Genomic DNA, 16,409 nt, shown 5'->3' with positions numbered 1-16,409 from the left:
GTATGGAAAGCGCTAAGGGCAGGGGGCTTTGGCGGTTCCTCTGGGCGGTGTCGGTTTTCCTTTCCCTGGCCCTGGGCCAGGTCTTTCCCCAGGGAGGGGGACGGTACCTGTACTCCGATGGCACCCAGCAGGAGCTTCTTCCCACCCAGGAGGGGTATCGCCTCCGCTACTGGAAGGAGGGGCGCGTGTTCCGGGAGGACCGGCTCAAAGGGGGTGCCGAGGGGCTTTTTCTCCTGGGGGTGGGCCTGCCCGAGGGGTACTTTCCCTTTACGCCCCCCCTTCTTCTCTATCCCTCGAGGCTGGACCTGGGGCTTTCCTGGGGGGGAAGCGCCCGGTTTCGCGGGCAGCGGGTGGCCCTTTCCGCCCGGGTGGAGGGAATCGAAGGGGTAAGGGTAAAGGCCGGGGCCTTCAACGCCTACCGGGTGCGGGTGGCCTACACCACGGAGAAAGGGGGTACGGACCTCAAGGAGATCTTCCTGGTTCCGGGCCTCGGGGTGGTGGCCTACCGCACCGGGGAGGACTGGGTGGAGCTTTTAAGGCTCCCACAGGCCCTTACGCCCAGGCAGGGGCCTTAAGCCTTGGCCTTGAGGTAGTAGCGCAGGATTTCCCGGTACATGCGCAGGCGGTGGAACAATCCCGGTAGAAGCCCCCGCTTTTCCTCCTTCATCACCTGGCTCACCCCAGGAAGGGGCAGGTAGAGGACCCGCCAGCCCGCCTTTTTAGCGTAGCGGGTGAGGAGGAGCTCCAAGTCGTATCGGGCGTTCTCGAGGCCCGGCACCCTTCGCAAATCCTCCGTCTTCAGGGCCCGCTGTCCGGAGAGAAAGGGGGTAAGGCGCATGGCGAGATCCGTGGAAAGCCTTCCCCCTTGGAAGACACCCACCGTCATCTCCGCCTTCCCCTTTGCCACAGGGTCCAGCAGGGACTCCAGATGGTGCGGGGCAAGACCCAGAAGATCCGCATCCAGGAGGAGGACCAAGGGGGTGTTCACCCGTTTGAGCCCCTCGGCGATGGCCCCGCCCTTACCCCGGTTGTGGGGCAGGCGCACCACCTGGGCTCCAGCCCTGGCGGCCTCCTGGGCGGTGCGGTCCTCTGAGCCGTCATCGGCCACCACCACGGGGAAACCTGCCTCCTTGGCCACCCGCACCACCCCTGCGATGGAGGCCTCCTCGTTGTAGGCAGGGATGAGGACCGTGGCCTCCATTTAGCCCCCGAGAAGCCGCCTTAGGTCCTGGAAGGTGACCAGGATGACCAGAAGGATGAGGAAGAGAAAGCCCAGGTAGTGGACCATCGCCTCCTGCTCGGGGCGGATGCGCAGGAAGCGGGAGAGGAAGAGGAGGAGAACACGCCCGCCATCCAGGGCAGGAATGGGTAAAAGGTTGAAGAGGGCCAGGGAGAGGTTGATGGCCACGGTAAGCTCCAGCAACCGGAAAAGGCCTTCCTGGGCTGCCCGGCCTGTTTCCGCCACGATGCCCACCGGTCCCATGACCCCGTTGTCGGGATTTCCCGCCAGCACGCTCAAAAGCCCTCCCACCAATGCCTTCACCATCTGGGGTCCGAAGGCCAGGGTGCGGCTTACGGCTAGCCCAAGCCCCTCCAGGAGTCCCACCCGGCGGAAGGCTACCTCGGGCTGGTACACCACCCCAAGCCGTTCCATGCCCTCTTTCCAGGTGAGGGAGAGGGTGAGCTCCTGGCCTTGGCGGAGCACCGTGAGGGTATGTTCCCCTGGGGTCTTGACCCGCTCGATCCCCTGGGCCTGGGCCAGGGGGGTGCCGTCTATGGCTACCAGGATGTCGCCGGCCCGTAGCCCCGCTTCTTCCGCCACGCTTCCCGGCAGGACCTCCAGGATGATGGCCCTTCCCGTGGCCTCCGGCACCCCTTGGGCGCTGAAGAGGTAGGCAAGGAGTCCCCAGGCCAAAAGGATGTTCATGAGCACCCCGGCCACCAGGACCAAAAGCTTGCCCAGGAAGGGCAGGGCGTCGTACCCCCGGCCCCGCTCCTCGGGGAGGAGGCCTTCGATGTCCGCATACCCCCCTAGGGGGATGGCGGAAAGCCGCCACTCCGTTCCCCAGGCCTGCCGCCTGAGAAGGACGGGGCCGAAGCCCAGGCTGAAGGCCTTGACCCGCACCCCTTGAACCCGTGCTGCCAGGTAGTGCCCCAGCTCGTGCACGAAGATGCTCACGCCGATGATGATCAGAAACCAGACCAAGCTCATGCCCACCTCTTGGCCTCTTCCCGGGCCCAGGCATCCACGGCGAAGAGGTTCTCCCATGTTAGGGGAAGGGAAGGGGTATTTTCCAGGACCCGGGCCAGGATCTTTGGAATTTCGGTAAACGGAATCTTTCCGGAAAGAAAGGCCTCCACCGCCACCTCATCGGCGGCGGAAACCGCCACCTGGGCCACCCCGCCCCGCCTTCCCGCCTCGTAGGCCACCGCCAGGGCGGGGAAGCGGTTGAGGTCCGGCTCGAAGAACTCCAGCACCCCAGGGAAGGGGAGGTTCTGCAAAGGGGTTTCCGCCCTTTCGGGGTAGGTGAGGGCGTACTGGATGGGAAGGCGCATGTCCGTGGGGCCCAGTTGGGCCTTGAGGCTACCGTCCACGAAGCGGACCAGGCCGTGGACATAGGCCTGGGGGTGAACCAGGACCTTGATCTTCTCCAGGGGAAAGCGGAAAAGCTCCTTGGCCTCGAGGACCTCGAGGCCCTTGTTGAAGAGGGTGGCGGAGTCTATCGTCACCTTGGGGCCCATGCACCAGCGGGGATGGTTTAAGGCCATGGCTGGGGTAACCTGGGAGAGATCCTCGGGCTCCCAAAGGAAAGGTCCTCCGCTTGCCGTGAGGATGAGCTCGGCCACATCCTCGCGCCTTTCCCCCAGGAGGGCCTGGAAAAGCGCCGAGTGCTCGGAGTCCACGGGGAGGATCTCAGCTCCCTGGGCTTCCACCTCCTGCCAGAGGAGGGGCCCTGCCGCCACCATGGCCTCCTTGTTGGCCAGGGCCAGGCGCTTTCCTGTTCTGGCCGCAGCCCAGGTGGGAGCAAGCCCCGCAAGGCCCGGAATGGCGGCCACGGCCACCTCCGCTTCCAAGGAGGCCACCTCCTCCGGGGTGCCAAGCCTTAGCCCGGGGAAGCGAGCCTTTAGCTCCTCGTGGAGGCTTTCGTGGGCGGCCACCAGGAGGGGCCTCCACTCCTGGATCTGGCGGGAGAGCTCCTCCAGGTTTTGCCCGGCGGCAAGCCCCACCACCCGGTAGCCCCGCCAGCGGCACACCTCGAGGGCCTGCCGCCCTATGGAACCCGTGGAGCCTAGGATCACCACCCGTTTCATGTGAAGAGCACCACCAAAAAGTAGGTGAGGGGGAAGGTGAAGAGAAGGCTGTCGATCCTATCCAGAAGGCCGCCGTGGCCGGGAAGGAAGTGCCCCGAGTCCTTCACCCCACAGTACCGCTTCAGCATGGACTCCACCAGGTCCCCAAGCTGGGCGGCCAGGGAAAGGAGGAGGCTGAAAAGCCAAAGTTCCAATAGGCCGAAAGGGAAGACCTCCCGCACCAGCCCGGTGTAGAGGGCCAGGGCCAGGAAGCTTACCGCAATCCCCCCCAGAGAGCCTTCCACCGTCTTACCGGGGGAGATTTCCGGGGCCAGCTTTTGACGGCCCAGGGTCCGGCCCACGAAGTAGGCGCCGATGTCGGTGGCGAAGCTGGCCACCAGGGGCAGGGAAAGGGTCCAAAGGCCCAGGGTGCTGTCCGGGATCTCCCTCAGGAGGAGGACATACCCCAGGCTCCAGGGCAGGTACAAAAAGGCCATGAGGGTGAAGGCGAAGCGGGTGAGGTCGGCTCCTCTGAGCAGCTCATAGCTGAAACTTCCCAATAGGAAAAGCCCCAGGGCCACTTCCCGCCAGGGCACCTGGGGGAAGTGCCAGTAGAGCTGGGGCAAGGAGAAAAAGAAGAGGAGTACCCCTCCGCCCACCAGGAAGGGCAGGTTCAGCCGGATGCCCCTTTTGGCCAGCATGTCCCTAAGCTCCAGGCTCCCCAGCCACAGGACGAAAACTAGGGTGGGCAGGATTAGGGCGAGTCCCCCCCACAGCACCCATAGGAGCAAAAGAACCCCTACCAGGGCGGAGAGGACCCGGGTGGGCAGGTCGTCCCTGCCCTCCATCACCCCTCCTTTCCCGTGGGCCCCCGGGTAAGGGGCCCATAAGATTTGGGCAAGCCGTCCACAGCAGACAAAAGGTGGGTCCTAAGGGGCTTCCTAGCCTAGGATCTCCTGCTCCTTCTTCTCCAGAAGCTCGTCGGCCTTGGCAATGAACTCGTCGGTGATCTTCTGGATTTCGGCCTCCGCCCGCTTGGTATCGTCCTCCGAGAGGTGGAGTTCCTTGGAAAACTTCTTGAGTTTTTCCAGGGCCTCGCGCCGGATGTTGCGGATGGCGATCCGTCCCTCCTCGGCGTAGTGGCGGGCGGTTTTCACCAGCTCCTTGCGCCGCTCCTCGGTGAGGGGGGGGATGTTGATGTACAGGGCATCCCCCTTGTTGGCGGGGTTCAGGCCCAGGTCCGAGTCGCGGATGGCCTTCTCTATGGCCTTCAGGGCGTTTTGGTCCCAGGACTGCACCACCAGGGTCTTGGCGTCGGGGGCGGTTACGGTGGCGATCTGGTTCAGGGGCACATGGGTGCCGTAGTACTCCACCTTGAGGTGGAGGAGAAGGGCGGGGTTGGCCCGCCCGGTACGAAGGCCCGCCAGGTTGTGCTCCAGGGCCTCGAGGCTCTTTTGCATGTGCGCCCTTGTTTCCGCGTAAAGCTCTTTCAGGCTCATGGCACCTCCTTCAGGTGTGGATCAGGGTACCCACCTTTTCCCCCTGGATAATACCCACCAGGGCGCCGGGTTTGAAGATGTCAAAGACCACGATGGGAAGCCCCGCTTCCATGCACAGGGTGATGGCGGTGGTGTCCATGACCTGCAGGCCCCGGTTCAAGACCTCCAGGTAGGTGAGCTCGTCAAAGCGGACCGCGTGGGGATTCTTCCGGGGGTCATCGGAATAAACCCCGTCCACCTTGTTCTTGGCCATGAGGACCACCTCGGCCCCCACCTCCAGGGCCCTTAGGGCGGCGGCGGTGTCCGTGGAGAAGAAGGGGTTGCCCGTTCCCCCGCCGAAGATGACGATGCGTTCCTTCTCCAGGTGGCGCAGGGCCCGCCTGCGGATGTAGGGCTCGGCCACCTGGGTGATGGTGAGGGCGGTCTGGACCCGGGTGGGGATCCCCAGGGACTCCAGGGCGTCTTGCAGGGCTAAAGCGTTCATGATGGTGGCCAGCATGCCGATATAGTCGGCGGTGGCCCGGTCCATACCCACCCCCTGCCTTGCTCCCCGCCAGAGGTTCCCCGCCCCGATCACGATGGCCAGCTGGACTCCCGTGTCGTAGGCGGCCTTGATCTCCTTGGCCAGGGCCTTGGTGGCCTCGGGTTCGATGCCGAAGCCATTTGCGGTCAGAAACTCGCCGGAGAGTTTAAGGAGAACCCTTTTGTACTTCATGGCTTATCTGGCCCCACAACCTGATTTAACAAAACCGGGGCCCCTTTGGGTAAGGGCCCCGGTTTCCCGCATGACCTATGCCCCCAGCTCAAAGCGGCAGAAGCGCCGTACCACGATGTTCTCCCCGGTCTTGGCGATGGCCTCCTGGATCAGCTCCTTCACCCGGATCTTGTCGTCCTTGACGAAGGGCTGTTCCAGAAGGGCTACCTCCTCCAGGTACTTCTTCAGGCGACCCTCGGCGATCTTCTCCGCAATCTGGGCGGGTTTGCCCTCGTTGAGGGCGGCCTGGATGTAGATCTGCCGCTCCTTCTCCAGCTCCTCAGCGGGGATCTCCTCGGCGGAGACGTAGCGGGGGTTCATCATGGCGATGTGCATGGCCAGGTCCCGGGCCAGGTTCTGGAAGATCTCGTTCCGGGCTACGAAGTCGGTCTCGCAGTTGAGCTCCACCAGGACCCCTACCCGCTGGTTGTGGTGGATGTAGTGGCCGATGACCCCTTCCCGAGCCTCTCGCTCCGCCTTCTTGGCCGCCTTCATGGCCCCCCGCTCCCGGAGGAGCTGGACGGCCTTTTCCTCGTTCCAGCCGGCGTCCTCGAGGGCCTTCTTCACATCCATCATGCCGGCCCCCGTGGCCTCGCGCAGCTTCTTGATGAGTTCCATCTGGCTCATGCTTCCACCTCGTCCTCGCCGAAGTCGGATTCCCCCTCGACCTGGGCTTCCGCCTTCTCGGCCTCCTCCACCAGGGCGTAGGAGGGGGAGGGCTCCACCACCCCGCCCCGGGCCTGGATGATGAGGTCCACAGCCCGGGAGACGATGAGCTGGATGGAGCGGATGGCGTCGTCGTTGCCGGGGATGATGTAGTCCACCAGCTCGGGGTCGGAGTCGGTGTCCGCCAGGGCCACCACGGGGATGAAGAGCTTGCGGGCCTCCCGCACGGCGATGGCCTCCTTGGTGGGGTCCACCACGAAGATGGCGTCAGGAAGGCGCTTCAGACGGCGGAAGCCCGAAAGGTATTTCTGCAGGCGGTCCAGCTCGTGCTTCAAGCGCACCTGCTCCTTCTTGGGCCGGTCCTGGATCTCCGGGGAGGCGAAGAGGTTCTCCAGCTCCTCCAGGCGGTTCACCCGCTGGGAGATGGTCTTGAAGTTGGTGAGCATGCCACCCAGCCAGCGCTGGTTCACGTAGGGCATCCCGGCCCGCTCCGCTTCCATGCGGATGATGTCCTGGGCCTGCTTCTTGGTGCCCACGAAGAGGATGGTGCCTCCCCGCATGGCTAGGTCCTCGAGGAAGCGGAAGGTGCGCTCCAGCTCCACCATGGTCTTCTGCAGGTCGATGATGTGGATGCCGTTGCGCTCCGCATAGATATAGCGGCTGAACTTGGGGTTCCAGCGCTTGCGCTCGTGGCCGAAGTGAACCCCTGCCTCAAGAAGCTCCTTGATGCTGATGTTTACAGGCATATTCCTCCCATTCGGGGAAGGTTGGGCTTGGCGTTTCCTGTGTGCCGTCCTCTTTCCCGCAGGACCTTCCCCTGCCTACGGGCTGGCCCGGCACACCTTCCCGATTATAGGGGGAAAAGGGGCTTTGCGTAACCCCCCCTTTTGGGCTATACTCCCCTAGGCTTGGGGCGGTAGCTCAGAGGGAGAGCACCCGCCTTGCAAGCGGGAGGTCAGGGGTTCAAATCCCCTCCGCTCCACCAAGTCCAGGACACAAAGCTTTACCCCCCGGTAGCATGGCCGGGGGGTGGTTTTTACTGCTTCGCGAGGGCTTATGGGATGGGTTGGTTTTGGGCTCCCATCCCCGGCAGGCTGGGGCCCTTGGGTTTGGGCCCTTAGGCGCGATCGGGCGGCTGTTGGTTGAAAAGGCCTTGGAATCGCTCTTCGAGCCTTTTCCAAAGGGGGCGGGCCATGGCAGGATGGAGCCATGGCCCCCAGCCTGGTGTTCCTGGGAGCGGGCAACCGCGGCATGGCCTATGCCCACCACGCCCACGCCCTGGGCGCCCGCATCGCCGGGGTGGCGGATCCCCGCCCCGAGCGCCTCCAGGCCTTCCGGGAAGCCTTCCCCGTGGAGTGGACCTTTGCCGACTGGCGGGAGGTTCTGGAGGCTCCCCTTCTGGGGGAGGCGGCGGTCATCGCCCTGCCCGACCGGCTCCACGCCGAGGCGGCGGTGGCCCTGATGGAGAAGGGCTACCACCTCCTCCTGGAGAAGCCCATCGCCCCCACCTGGGCCGAGGTGGAACGGGTGGCCCAGGCCAAGGAACGCACCGGACGCCTGGTGGCCGTGGCCCACGTGCTTCGCTACACCCCTTACGCCCGTGCCCTGAAGGCTCTCTTAAGGGAAGGGGCCGTGGGGGAGGTGGTGTCGGTCCAGCACCTGGAACCCGTGGGCCACTGGCACTACGCCCACAGCTTCGTGCGGGGAAACTGGCGAAGGGAAGAGGAGTCCAGCCCCTTTCTCCTGGCCAAGAGCGTGCACGACCTGGACTGGCTGCTTTTCGTGATGCCGGGGGAGGTGAACCGGGTGGCTTCCTTCGGGGGGCTTTTCCACTTCCGCCCGGAGAACCGACCTAATAAGGCGGCCTCCCGATGCCTGGAATGCCCGGAGGAGGTGGAGAGGAACTGCCCCTTCTCCGCCAGGCGCATCTACCTGGAAGCCTACGAGAAGGGGGAAAGGGGCTGGCCCCTGGACGTGGTGGCCTACCCGGTGACCTGGGAGAACCTGGTAATGGCCCTGGCGGAAGGCCCCTACGGGGAGTGCGTGTACCTGGGGAAAAACGACGTGGCGGACCACCAGGTGGTGATGCTGGAATACCGGGACGGGCGCACGGCCAGCTTGCACGTGGAGGGCCTAAGCCGGATGCGGTTTCGGGAAACCCGGGTCTTCGGCACCCGGGGGGAGCTCTTTGGGGACGGGAGGTACCTGAGGCTCTACCGGTTCGGGGAGGGGGAGAGGGTCTTTGACCTGGAGACGGAACGGGAGGGCTCCATCCGAAGCGGGCACGGGGGGGGGGACCTGGGTTTGGTGCGGGCCTTCCTGGAGGCCCTAACCCGGGAGGACGAAAGCCTTGTGGAGCCTTTCTCCGAGGCGGTGCAGGCCCACCGGCTCACCTTCCTAGCGGAGGAGGCCAGGAGGGAGGGGAGGGTGGTTCAAGTAGAAAATCCCCTGCCCTGAAGGGCAGGGGATCTTTGGCGGAGAGGGCGGGATTCGAACCCGCGAGGCAGGTTTAAGCCCGCCTACACGATTTCCAGTCGTGTCCCTTCAGCCACTCGGGCACCTCTCCAAGTGCCAAGCCTGAGTTTAACAAGGCCCGTTTTTATCGTCAAGTAAGTGTAGTCGGTCAACACATTTGAGACTCTGTGGGGACCGCCTCCCCCCGTATTCTAGCCAGGTACTCTAAAGGGGCCAGGCCCCCCAAGGCCCGGTGGGGTCGCCGGCGGTTGTAGTGGTCCAGGTAGGCGTCAAGCTCCCTTTGGAGCTCGGGGATCTGTGAAGGCAACGGTCGTGTGTAGAACTCATCCCTAAAGGTCCGCTGCATCCGCTCCACGTGACCATTGAGCTTGGGGCTCCTCGGAGGAAGAACGAAGAGCTTAACGCCCAAACGTTCACAGACCTCCTCAAAATCGGACATAAACTCGCTGCCCCCATCCACCTGCACCGCACGGATAGGAAAAGGCGCTCGCACCATCAGGCGGGCAAGAAAGCTGGCCGCCAGGTTGGCCGTGGCTCGGGTGTGGACTTCCGCAAGGGAGAAACGGGTGAAGAGGTCGACGGCCGAGAAGTGCTGGATCGTCTCCCCAGGGCCCAGGGTCACGGTGAGGGTATCCACCTGGATAAGGTCGCCAGGGTGACCCACCTCGTATCCCTTGGGCTTCCTTTGCGCATAGGGCCTCCTGGGTCTTCGCCCCCCCTTCCCCCGCCGGGCCTGGGCCAGAAAGGCCGCTACGCTTTCCACGCAGCCGTGTGCTTCCAGGTAGGCCAGGATCCGCCCCACGGTACGCTCGCTCACCGCAAAGCCCTCCTTCCTTAGGGTCAGCCAAATCGGCCAGCGGCCCCAGGTGGGGTTCTCCTTCCTTAGGGCTTCCACCCGGATCAGCAGATCCGAAGACCAGTAAATCCTCCGCCGCAAGCGCTGAGGACGTCTTGACCGAGGCTTAAGACCGGCAAGGCCCTCTTCCTTGAGGCGTTTCCGCCAGCGGTAATAGGTGGCCCGGCTGATCCCCAAAAGCTCCTGGATCTCGGGCCAGCCCACCCGGTATTTCCTGAGCGCCTCCACCTGTTTGAGCTTCCGTAAGCGGTCCTGAACCGTGGGATCGCCGGCCCCGGCCTCTTGGAGTTCCCGGGCCTTCCGCGCTCCCCGCAAAACCTCTTTGCCAACCGTGGTAAGCTGCATCCGTGGGGACCCCCTCTCTTCTGGAGTGGTCCCCACATTTTTACTCGTCCAGTCTCACATGTGTCTGTCCGGGTTCAGTAAGCTGAAGGTGTGCGGGTGGTGGTGGCCCACGAGAACCTGGACTTTGACGCCCTGGGTTCCATGGTCCTGGCGGGAAGGCTCTTTCCGGGAAGCGTTCTGGCCTTGATTGGGGGCCTCGAGGGGCCCTTGAAGGAGATCGCCCCCCTTTTGGAGGATCGCCTGGATCTGGTTCCGGCTGCGGAGATCCCCGTGGAAAGGGTGACCGAGGTGGTCCTGGTGGACAATGCCCGGCCTGAGCGCATCGGTCCCTTTAAGGCCCTGGTGGGCCGGGTGCCCTTTTTGGTCTTCGACCACCACCCGCGGGCACCGGGGGATGTGCCCGCGGTGGGGGGGAGGGTGGCCCAGGTGGGTGCCACGGTGAGCCTCCTGGTTCCCCTGATCCGGGAGCGGGGCCTGACCCTCACACCCTTGGAGGCCACCTTGGCCTATGCGGGGATCTGGGAGGATACCGGGGGGTTCAGCTTTCCCTCCACCACGCCCCAGGACCTCGAGGCCGCTTACTTTTTAGCCCAGCAAGGAGCGGAGATCCCCCGGGTGCGGGAGTGGGTACGGCCCCAGCTGGGGGAGGAGGCCCGGGAGGTCCTGAAGAGCCTTATCCGCACCGCCAAGGTGGTGGAACGGCAGGGGTTCCGGCTCCTCCTCGCCCGGGCTCAGGAGGAGGGCTATGTGCCGGCCTTGGCCCCCCTCGCCCATGCTCTTTTGGACCTGCACGAGGCCCATGGGGTGTTGCTGGTGCTTCGGCTTGCCCGGGAGGTCCTCCTCATCGCCCGGAGCCGGGAGCGGTTGGATGTGGGCCGCTGGCTTTCCCAGGTGGGAGGTGGGGGGCACCCCCGGGCGGCCTTTGCCCGGGTGCGGGGGGTACGCAATGCGGTGCGGCGCCTTCTGGAAAGCCTTCCCCAGTACCTGGAGCCCGAGTCCACCCTAGCCGAGGTCATGTCCGCGCCTGTGGAAACCCTGCGCCCCACCACCGTGCGGGAAGCCCTGCGGATCCTGGAGGAGCGGGGGTACGGGGCCATGCCGGTGGTGGAGCCCCTGGAGGGAGGAAGGGTGCGGGTCTTGGGCCTGGCCCGGAGAAGGGATCTTAGGAAGGCGGAAAGACTTGGCCTGGCGGAGTATCCCGTGGAGGGCTTTTTGGCCCGGGCCCTTGTCCTTCCCCCGGAGACCCCCCTTTCCGAGGTGGAGCCCCACTTGAAGGCGGGAGGGGGAAGGGTTCTGGTGGGGGAGAGGTTGGGGGAGGGCGTTAAGCTTCTTGGGATCTTCACCCGTACCGACCTCTACCGCAAGAAGCCCGCTTTGGAGAAGCCTCTGGGGGAGCGGATCCTGGAAGCCTTACCCGAAGGGGCCAGGCGGGTGGTCCTGGCCCTTAGGAAGGCGTTTCCGCAAGGGATCTACCTGGTGGGGGGGGCGGTGCGGGATGCCCTTTTGGACCGGTCGGGCCCCGACCTGGACCTGGTTCTGGAACCAGGGGTCAGGGTGGGGGAGGTGGCCCGCTTTCTGGTGGAGCGCTTCGGGGGCAGCTTTGGCCTCCACTATGCCTTTGGCACCGCCCGGGTGCGCGTGAGTTTTGGCCTTACCGTGGACCTGGCGGAAAGCCGGGAGGAGGTCTACCCCTATCCCGGCGCCTTGCCCCAGGTGCGTCCGGCCCCCATCGCCAAGGACCTGGAGAGGCGGGATTACACGGTGAACGCCATGGCTCTGTCCTTGGCCACCTTAGAGCTTTTGGATCCCTATGGGGGCCTCGAGGATCTAAGGAACCGCCTCCTCCGTCCCCTGCATCCCCTTTCCTTCGTGGAGGACCCGAGCCGCATCGTCCGGGGGGCGCGCCTGGCTGCCCGGTTGGCCTTCCGTTTTTCCGAGGAGGCCTTAAAGGCCTTGCCCCCAGCCCTCCTTCCCGAGGTGCTCAAGGGTGCCAGCAAGAGCCGCCTGCGCGACGAGCTCTTCTTGACCCTGGAGGAGGACACCTTCCTCGAGGCCCTTTCCCTTTTGGAGGAGCTTGGGGCCTTGGGTCCCCTCTACGGGCTAAAGCTTCCACCCAGGGACCCCTTTGTACGGCTTAGGTGGGGGCCTCTGGAAGACGAGGGGTTTCCGCCTGGGCGGGCTAGGGTGGAAGCTCGCCTCCTCCTTCTCCTCTACTTCCAGGAAAACCCCCTGGAAAAGGCCTTGGCCCTGGGGCTTCCCAAGCGGTTGCAGGAGGCCTTGGCCCTGCTTCTCAAAGGCTCCTGGGAGGAGGTGGACAAGGAGGCTTTGGGGAAGGAGCCCTTGCGCGGGGTTTTTCTGGCCCTCTTCCCCGGGAAAGAGGGCTGGCTTACGGAAAAAAGGCGGGTCCTCATGGGGCGGGACCTTTTGCAGCTGGGCTTGAAGCCTGGCCCCAGGGTGGGGGAGATCCTGCGCCAGGTGGCCGAGGCGCGGGCCCGGGGGGAGGTAAGGACCTTCGAGGAGGAACTGGCCTTAGCCCGTAGACTGATAGGCGATGGGTCTTTTTCCGTACCTCAATGACCCCCCGGTCTTCCTGGTGGCCTTCGCCTTTGCTGTTTTTGGCCTCGTGGTCCACAACCTGTTCCAGGCCTACCTGGCGGACCGGTATGGGGATACGGCTCCCCGCCGCTACGGTTTCCTCTCCTTGGACCTAAAGGTCCACCTGGAACCCTTAGGCCTGGTCTTTTTGCTCCTTTTGGGTTTCGGATGGCCGAGAACCGTGCCCACGAACCTTCCCGGGAGGAAGGGGGCCATGGTGGCCCTCATGGGGCCTTTGGGGTTTTTTGTGGCTGCCTTCCTCTATGGCCTTCTCGCCCGCTTTCTGCCCTATCCCTTTGGCGAAGGACTTCTGCTGGCCCAAAGGCTCATGCTCCTTCACGCCGCCATCTACCTTTTCCCCGTGCCTCCCTTGGATGGGGCCAAGGCCCTCTACGCCGTGGGCGGGTATGAGGCCCGGCGCTTTCTGGAGCAGCTTGCGGCCTACGGACCCCTGGGTTTCATCCTGATCTTTCTGGTGCTCTCCTATACCGGGGTTACCGGGGCGGTGGTCCAAGGGCTTGCGGGCTTCTTGGCCACGCTATACCGGGTCATCGGGCTATGATCGCTCTTTTGCAGCGGGATCCCCTGGCCTTTCTTTTGACCTTTGCCATCTTGGTGTTCAGCCTGGTCCTTCACGAGCTGGGCCACGCCTACGCGGCCTACCTTTTCGGGGACGCCACCGCCAAGCGCCAAGGGAGGCTTACCCTTAACCCCTTGCGGCACCTGGATCCCCTGGGGACGGTGCTTCTCCTCCTGGTGGGCTTCGGCTGGGCCAAACCCGTGCCCATCTACCCTCCGGCCTTCCGCCACTACCGCTTAGGGCTTTTCGTGGTTTCCATTGCCGGGATCGTCATCAACCTGGTTTTGGCCGTGCTCTTTGCCCTCCTGGTTCGGGGGCTATTTACCCTGGATCCCGTGGGAGTGGTGATGACCCTGCGGGGGGAGGGGCAGACTGAGCTCGGCCTGCTGGCCCTGGCGGCCTTTTTCGCCAGTTCCATTAACCTGGTCCTGGCGGTCTTCAACCTCCTGCCCATCCCCCCTTTGGATGGTTCCAAGATCCTGCAGAGCCTTCTTCCCCTTTCTTGGCAACCCCTTTTGTGGCGGTTGGAGCAGTACGCCTGGCTTTCCTTTCTTCTGATCCTTACCGTGTTGCGGGGGCCTATCCAGGAGGTGTTGCGCTTGGCCCGGCGGGTGTTCTTTGGCTTTTTCTTCGGCTAGACTGGGGTCATGCGCACCCTGAGCCTGGTGCTGGCCGTGGTGGCCCTCCTGCTCCTCCTCCCCGCCCTCCTGCCCCTTTTGGGCTGGCTCAACTGGGTGGTCCTGCCCCTGGCCCTTCTGGCCGCAGGGCTCGGCCCGCTTTCGGGAGAGGAGCGGGCCTTTAAGCTCGGGCTTCTGCTGATGGTGGTTTCCGCCTTGCGCCTTATTCTAGGGGGAGGCTTCCTCTAGCCAGGTGCGCAGGATCCTCAGGTTCCAGGCGTCCTCCTCCGGGCTCCTTGGGGTTTCCAAGATGAAGACCCGGCCCCTCAGCCGGGGGTCAAGGAGCACGCCCTTAAGCCCCTCCCCGATCTGGCCCTGGAGGAGGTGGGCGTGGTGGTCGATGCGGCTAGCCAAGCCCCCCACGGAATCGTTCAGGTGTACCACAGGCACCCGCTCGAGCCCCACGAGGCGGTCCAGCTCGCTCAAAACCCCCTTTGGATCCCCCTTCACGTCGTACCCGGCGGCATAGGCGTGGCAGGTGTCCAGGCAGACCCCTAAGGGCGTGTCCTCTATGAGCCAGGCCAACTCCTCAAAGCGAGCCCCCACCTTTTCCCCGCCACCAGCGGTGTTCTCCACCAGGAGGGTGGGGCGCTCCCTGACCCTGGCCAGGTGCAGGGCCTTCAGGAGACCTTCCTTGACCCGCTTGGGGTCTCCAGAGCCCGGATGGACCACCACGTACTCCAGGCCCAGTAGGCGGGCTTTTTCTAGGTCGTCCGCCAGGCTCATCACGCTCTTTTCCCAAAGCTCCCCTTCCGCTCCCAGGTTTACCAGGTAGGAGGCATGGATAACCCCGGGAAGCTCCCCGGCCATCTCCCTGAGGGCGCGAAACGTTTCCACCTCGCTTGGGGAGAGGGCTCGGGTTTTCCAGCTTCTCGGGCTTTTGGCGAAGATCTGGAAGGCGGAAAGACCCAGGGCCTGGGCTTCCTCCACGGCCCCGGCCACCCCCTTTTTTCCGGCGATGGAGAGGTGGAAGCCGTAGCGCGCCATGCTACTCCTCCTCCACAACCTCCACCCGTACCCGGGTGGCGGAAAGGGCCCCGATGGTTTTGGCCGCGGCGTAGGAGAGGTCGATGATATACCTTCCCCCAAAGGGCCCCCGGTCGTTGATGCGCACCACCACGCTTTTGCCGTTTTTCAGGTTGGTGACCCGCACCCGGGTGCTGAAGGGCAGGGAGGGATGGGCGGCGGTGAGGGCGTGCATGTCGTAGCGTTCCCCGCTGGCCGTGCGCCTGCCGTGGAAGCCGGGGCCATACCAGACCGCAAGCCCCTCCTGCAGGAAGCGGGTTTTGGCTGGGGGCTCCTTTTCCGTAAGCCTCAGGACCTGGCCGGGATGGATCAGGTCCGAGGTGAGGCCGTTGAGCTCCTTCAGTTCCCTCACGCTCATGCCGTGGGCTTTGGCGATGCGGAAGAGAGTATCCCCCTTCTTTACCGTGTAGGTCTGGGCCAGGGCGCCGGAGAGGAAAAGGGCCAGGATGAGGGTGCGCACTAAACCTCCTGCCAGCCCCGGGGGAAGCGGGAGAGAAGCTCAATCCCTGTGTCCTGGATGAGGACGAGCTCCTCAATCCGCACTCCGCCTATACCCGGCAGGTAGACCCCGGGTTCCACGGTGACCACCATGCCCGCCTCGAGGGTCTCCTCCGTGTAGGGGGAAAGCCCCGGCCCCTCGTGCACGGCAAGCCCCACCCCGTGCCCCAGGGAGTGGACGAAGTAGCGGTCCAGGTCAAAGCGCTTAAGCTCCTCCCGGGCCAGGGCGTCCATCTCCTTGGTGCTCTTCCCTGGGCCCAGAACTTCAAGAACCCGTTCCAGGGCGGCCAGGGTGGCCTCAAAGGCCCGCTTGAGTTCCCCGTCCACCCTTCCCAAGGCCAGGGTGCGGGTCATGTCCGAGTGGTACCCCTCCACCCTGGCCCCCAGGTCCAGGGTGACAAGCTCCCCCGCCTCGAGGGCTTTTTCCGAGGCCCTGGCGTGGGGCAAGGCTCCCCGCACCCCCGAGGCCACGATGGGGGGGAAGGCCACCTCGGCCCCCCGCCGTTTCAGGAAGAACTCTATTTCCAAGGCGACTTCCCGTTCTAAAACCCCTGGCTTGAGCAGGGTAAGGGCGTGGGCCAGGGCTTCCTCCGCCAGGGCCTGGGCCTTGCGGATCCTTTCCACTTCCTCCGGTGTCTTTTTGAGCCGCAGCCGCTCGATAACCCCCTTGGTGGGCACCCACTCCGCGGGGGCAAGCTCCCGCAGGCGTTCCAGGGCGGCGTAGGGGAGGTGTTCCGCCTCAAAGCCCACCCGGCCCTTCAAGCCCTTGAAGACCTCCTCTTTTTCCTCCCGCTTCAGCACCCTGGCGGGGATTTGGCTTTCCTGCTCCGCCTCGGGGTAGCGGGGATCCGTGAGGAGGAAGGCTCCTTCGTGGATAACGAGGACCTGGGCGTCTTCGGGGTGGGGAAAGCCCGATAGGTAGCGAACGTTTTCGGGACGGGTCACGTAAAGGGCATCCAGCCCTAGGGGATCGAGGAGGGTCTTCGGGTCCAGCACGGGGCCTACTATACCACCCGTTAACCCTCTTCTAGATTCACGCCCCGGTAGAGGTCGTCCACGGCCAACTCCAGGGTGGGGCAGGGGAGAGGAAGCTTCTCCCCTGGCCCCAGGCGGAGGTAGGTCCACTGGTTTCCCTCCACCAGGTGAT

Annotated in this window: 19 protein-coding genes and 2 tRNA genes; 7 read left to right on the top strand and 14 right to left on the bottom strand. The window is 64.6% G+C overall.

Features of this window, described 5'->3' with window-relative positions; translation table 11 throughout:
• Window positions 1–2: 2 nt before the first annotated feature.
• Window positions 3–575 (top strand): hypothetical protein, encoded by a 573-nt coding sequence (locus tag MI302_RS07825; protein WP_052037927.1) that lies wholly within the window; start codon window positions 3–5, stop codon window positions 573–575.
• Here MI302_RS07825 and MI302_RS07820 read toward each other — a convergent pair.
• The 8 genes from MI302_RS07820 to rpsB all read right to left on the bottom strand — a co-directional run bounded on the left by MI302_RS07820 (window position 572) and on the right by rpsB (window position 6,956).
• Window positions 572–1,201, bottom strand: a complete 630-nt coding sequence (locus tag MI302_RS07820) for a glycosyltransferase (protein ID WP_019550668.1) — start codon at window positions 1,199–1,201, stop codon at window positions 572–574. The two genes, MI302_RS07825 and MI302_RS07820, sit on opposite strands and share 4 nt — an antisense overlap.
• Complete coding sequence (locus MI302_RS07815) at window positions 1,202–2,212, bottom strand: RIP metalloprotease (RefSeq protein ID WP_239725392.1); 1,011 nt, start codon at window positions 2,210–2,212, stop codon at window positions 1,202–1,204.
• Window positions 2,209–3,312 (bottom strand): 1-deoxy-D-xylulose-5-phosphate reductoisomerase, encoded by a 1,104-nt coding sequence (gene dxr / locus MI302_RS07810; RefSeq protein ID WP_239725391.1) that lies wholly within the window; start codon window positions 3,310–3,312, stop codon window positions 2,209–2,211. Before dxr ends, MI302_RS07815 begins: the two co-directional genes overlap by 4 nt.
• Window positions 3,309–4,139 (bottom strand): phosphatidate cytidylyltransferase, encoded by an 831-nt coding sequence (locus MI302_RS07805; RefSeq protein ID WP_126216131.1) that lies wholly within the window; start codon window positions 4,137–4,139, stop codon window positions 3,309–3,311. Before MI302_RS07805 ends, dxr begins: the two co-directional genes overlap by 4 nt.
• Before the next feature lie 93 nt (window positions 4,140–4,232).
• Window positions 4,233–4,790, bottom strand: a complete 558-nt coding sequence (frr, locus tag MI302_RS07800; protein ID WP_038069921.1) for a ribosome recycling factor — start codon at window positions 4,788–4,790, stop codon at window positions 4,233–4,235.
• A 10-nt stretch (window positions 4,791–4,800) separates the two neighbouring features.
• Window positions 4,801–5,505: a UMP kinase gene (gene pyrH / locus MI302_RS07795; protein WP_015717577.1), complete on the bottom strand. Its 705-nt coding sequence runs from the start codon at window positions 5,503–5,505 to the stop codon at window positions 4,801–4,803.
• A 75-nt stretch (window positions 5,506–5,580) separates the two neighbouring features.
• The gene (gene tsf / locus MI302_RS07790; RefSeq protein WP_019550673.1) at window positions 5,581–6,171 is read right to left on the bottom strand and encodes a translation elongation factor Ts; all 591 of its coding nucleotides are present in this window, start codon (window positions 6,169–6,171) and stop codon (window positions 5,581–5,583) included.
• Window positions 6,168–6,956: a 30S ribosomal protein S2 gene (rpsB, locus tag MI302_RS07785; RefSeq protein ID WP_239725390.1), complete on the bottom strand. Its 789-nt coding sequence runs from the start codon at window positions 6,954–6,956 to the stop codon at window positions 6,168–6,170. The genes tsf and rpsB overlap by 4 nt, the downstream gene beginning before the upstream one ends.
• A gap of 164 nt (window positions 6,957–7,120) precedes the next feature.
• On the opposite strand from rpsB, the gene MI302_RS07780 reads away from it, so the two are divergent.
• Together MI302_RS07780 and MI302_RS07775 are read left to right on the top strand one after the other, a co-directional pair.
• Window positions 7,121–7,195 (top strand) — tRNA-Ala (locus MI302_RS07780).
• 224 nt (window positions 7,196–7,419) lie between these two features.
• On the top strand, window positions 7,420–8,667 hold the full coding sequence (locus MI302_RS07775; RefSeq protein WP_239725389.1) for a Gfo/Idh/MocA family protein: 1,248 nt from the start codon (window positions 7,420–7,422) through the stop codon (window positions 8,665–8,667).
• Between the two features lie 15 nt (window positions 8,668–8,682).
• Here MI302_RS07775 and MI302_RS07770 read toward each other — a convergent pair.
• Window positions 8,683–8,776: transfer RNA gene (locus tag MI302_RS07770), tRNA-Ser, on the bottom strand.
• Window positions 8,777–8,833: 57 nt separating this feature from the next.
• Window positions 8,834–9,886 (bottom strand): integrase core domain-containing protein, encoded by a 1,053-nt coding sequence (locus MI302_RS07765; protein WP_239725388.1) that lies wholly within the window; start codon window positions 9,884–9,886, stop codon window positions 8,834–8,836.
• A 90-nt stretch (window positions 9,887–9,976) separates the two neighbouring features.
• On the opposite strand from MI302_RS07765, the gene MI302_RS07760 reads away from it, so the two are divergent.
• Genes MI302_RS07760 through MI302_RS07745 form a run of 4 tightly spaced genes read left to right on the top strand, consistent with a single transcriptional unit; the run spans window position 9,977 to window position 13,927 of the window.
• Window positions 9,977–12,463, top strand: coding sequence for a CBS domain-containing protein (locus tag MI302_RS07760; RefSeq protein WP_239725387.1), 2,487 nt, complete (start codon window positions 9,977–9,979; stop codon window positions 12,461–12,463).
• On the top strand, window positions 12,438–13,043 hold the full coding sequence (locus MI302_RS07755; protein WP_015717455.1) for a membrane protein: 606 nt from the start codon (window positions 12,438–12,440) through the stop codon (window positions 13,041–13,043). The genes MI302_RS07760 and MI302_RS07755 overlap by 26 nt, the downstream gene beginning before the upstream one ends.
• On the top strand, window positions 13,040–13,699 hold the full coding sequence (locus MI302_RS07750) for a site-2 protease family protein (RefSeq protein WP_038029595.1): 660 nt from the start codon (window positions 13,040–13,042) through the stop codon (window positions 13,697–13,699). Before MI302_RS07755 ends, MI302_RS07750 begins: the two co-directional genes overlap by 4 nt.
• Window positions 13,700–13,708: 9 nt before the next feature.
• Window positions 13,709–13,927 carry a hypothetical protein gene (locus tag MI302_RS07745; RefSeq protein WP_239725386.1) on the top strand — a complete coding sequence of 73 codons (219 nt, stop codon included), beginning with the start codon at window positions 13,709–13,711 and terminating at the stop codon, window positions 13,925–13,927.
• Here MI302_RS07745 and nfo read toward each other — a convergent pair.
• Genes nfo through MI302_RS12125 form a run of 4 tightly spaced genes read right to left on the bottom strand, consistent with a single transcriptional unit; the run spans window position 13,907 to window position 16,401 of the window.
• Window positions 13,907–14,725, bottom strand: a complete 819-nt coding sequence (nfo, locus tag MI302_RS07740; protein WP_038029593.1) for an endonuclease IV — start codon at window positions 14,723–14,725, stop codon at window positions 13,907–13,909. The genes MI302_RS07745 and nfo overlap by 21 nt on opposite strands.
• Before the next feature lies 1 nt (window position 14,726).
• Window positions 14,727–15,224 carry a septal ring lytic transglycosylase RlpA family protein gene (locus MI302_RS07735; protein WP_239725385.1) on the bottom strand — a complete coding sequence of 166 codons (498 nt, stop codon included), beginning with the start codon at window positions 15,222–15,224 and terminating at the stop codon, window positions 14,727–14,729.
• The gene (locus MI302_RS07730) at window positions 15,224–16,255 is read right to left on the bottom strand and encodes a Xaa-Pro peptidase family protein (RefSeq protein WP_239726512.1); all 1,032 of its coding nucleotides are present in this window, start codon (window positions 16,253–16,255) and stop codon (window positions 15,224–15,226) included. The genes MI302_RS07735 and MI302_RS07730 overlap by 1 nt, the downstream gene beginning before the upstream one ends.
• 23 nt (window positions 16,256–16,278) lie before the next feature.
• Complete coding sequence (locus MI302_RS12125) at window positions 16,279–16,401, bottom strand: hypothetical protein (RefSeq protein WP_255721607.1); 123 nt, start codon at window positions 16,399–16,401, stop codon at window positions 16,279–16,281.
• Between the last annotated feature and the right edge of the window lie 8 nt (window positions 16,402–16,409).

Source organism: Thermus sp. NEB1569 (assembly GCF_022385295.1).
Classification (GTDB): Bacteria; Deinococcota; Deinococci; order Deinococcales; family Thermaceae; genus Thermus; species Thermus scotoductus.
This window is presented reverse-complemented; position numbering and strand designations above follow the sequence as displayed.

Excerpts from the sequence above, each read along its gene's own strand:
- MI302_RS07825 (WP_052037927.1), top strand. The coding sequence starts at position 3 with ATGGAAAGCGCTAAGGGCAGGGGGCTTTGGCGGTTCCTCTGGGCGGTG.
- MI302_RS07820 (WP_019550668.1), bottom strand. The coding sequence starts at position 1,201 with ATGGAGGCCACGGTCCTCATCCCTGCCTACAACGAGGAGGCCTCCATC.
- MI302_RS07815 (WP_239725392.1), bottom strand. The coding sequence starts at position 2,212 with ATGAGCTTGGTCTGGTTTCTGATCATCATCGGCGTGAGCATCTTCGTG.
- dxr (WP_239725391.1), bottom strand. The coding sequence starts at position 3,312 with ATGAAACGGGTGGTGATCCTAGGCTCCACGGGTTCCATAGGGCGGCAG.
- MI302_RS07805 (WP_126216131.1), bottom strand. The coding sequence starts at position 4,139 with ATGGAGGGCAGGGACGACCTGCCCACCCGGGTCCTCTCCGCCCTGGTA.
- frr (WP_038069921.1), bottom strand. The coding sequence starts at position 4,790 with ATGAGCCTGAAAGAGCTTTACGCGGAAACAAGGGCGCACATGCAAAAG.
- pyrH (WP_015717577.1), bottom strand. The coding sequence starts at position 5,505 with ATGAAGTACAAAAGGGTTCTCCTTAAACTCTCCGGCGAGTTTCTGACC.
- tsf (WP_019550673.1), bottom strand. The coding sequence starts at position 6,171 with ATGAGCCAGATGGAACTCATCAAGAAGCTGCGCGAGGCCACGGGGGCC.
- rpsB (WP_239725390.1), bottom strand. The coding sequence starts at position 6,956 with ATGCCTGTAAACATCAGCATCAAGGAGCTTCTTGAGGCAGGGGTTCAC.
- MI302_RS07775 (WP_239725389.1), top strand. The coding sequence starts at position 7,420 with ATGGCCCCCAGCCTGGTGTTCCTGGGAGCGGGCAACCGCGGCATGGCC.
- MI302_RS07765 (WP_239725388.1), bottom strand. The coding sequence starts at position 9,886 with ATGCAGCTTACCACGGTTGGCAAAGAGGTTTTGCGGGGAGCGCGGAAG.
- MI302_RS07755 (WP_015717455.1), top strand. The coding sequence starts at position 12,438 with ATGGGTCTTTTTCCGTACCTCAATGACCCCCCGGTCTTCCTGGTGGCC.
- MI302_RS07750 (WP_038029595.1), top strand. The coding sequence starts at position 13,040 with ATGATCGCTCTTTTGCAGCGGGATCCCCTGGCCTTTCTTTTGACCTTT.
- MI302_RS07745 (WP_239725386.1), top strand. The coding sequence starts at position 13,709 with ATGCGCACCCTGAGCCTGGTGCTGGCCGTGGTGGCCCTCCTGCTCCTC.
- nfo (WP_038029593.1), bottom strand. The coding sequence starts at position 14,725 with ATGGCGCGCTACGGCTTCCACCTCTCCATCGCCGGAAAAAAGGGGGTG.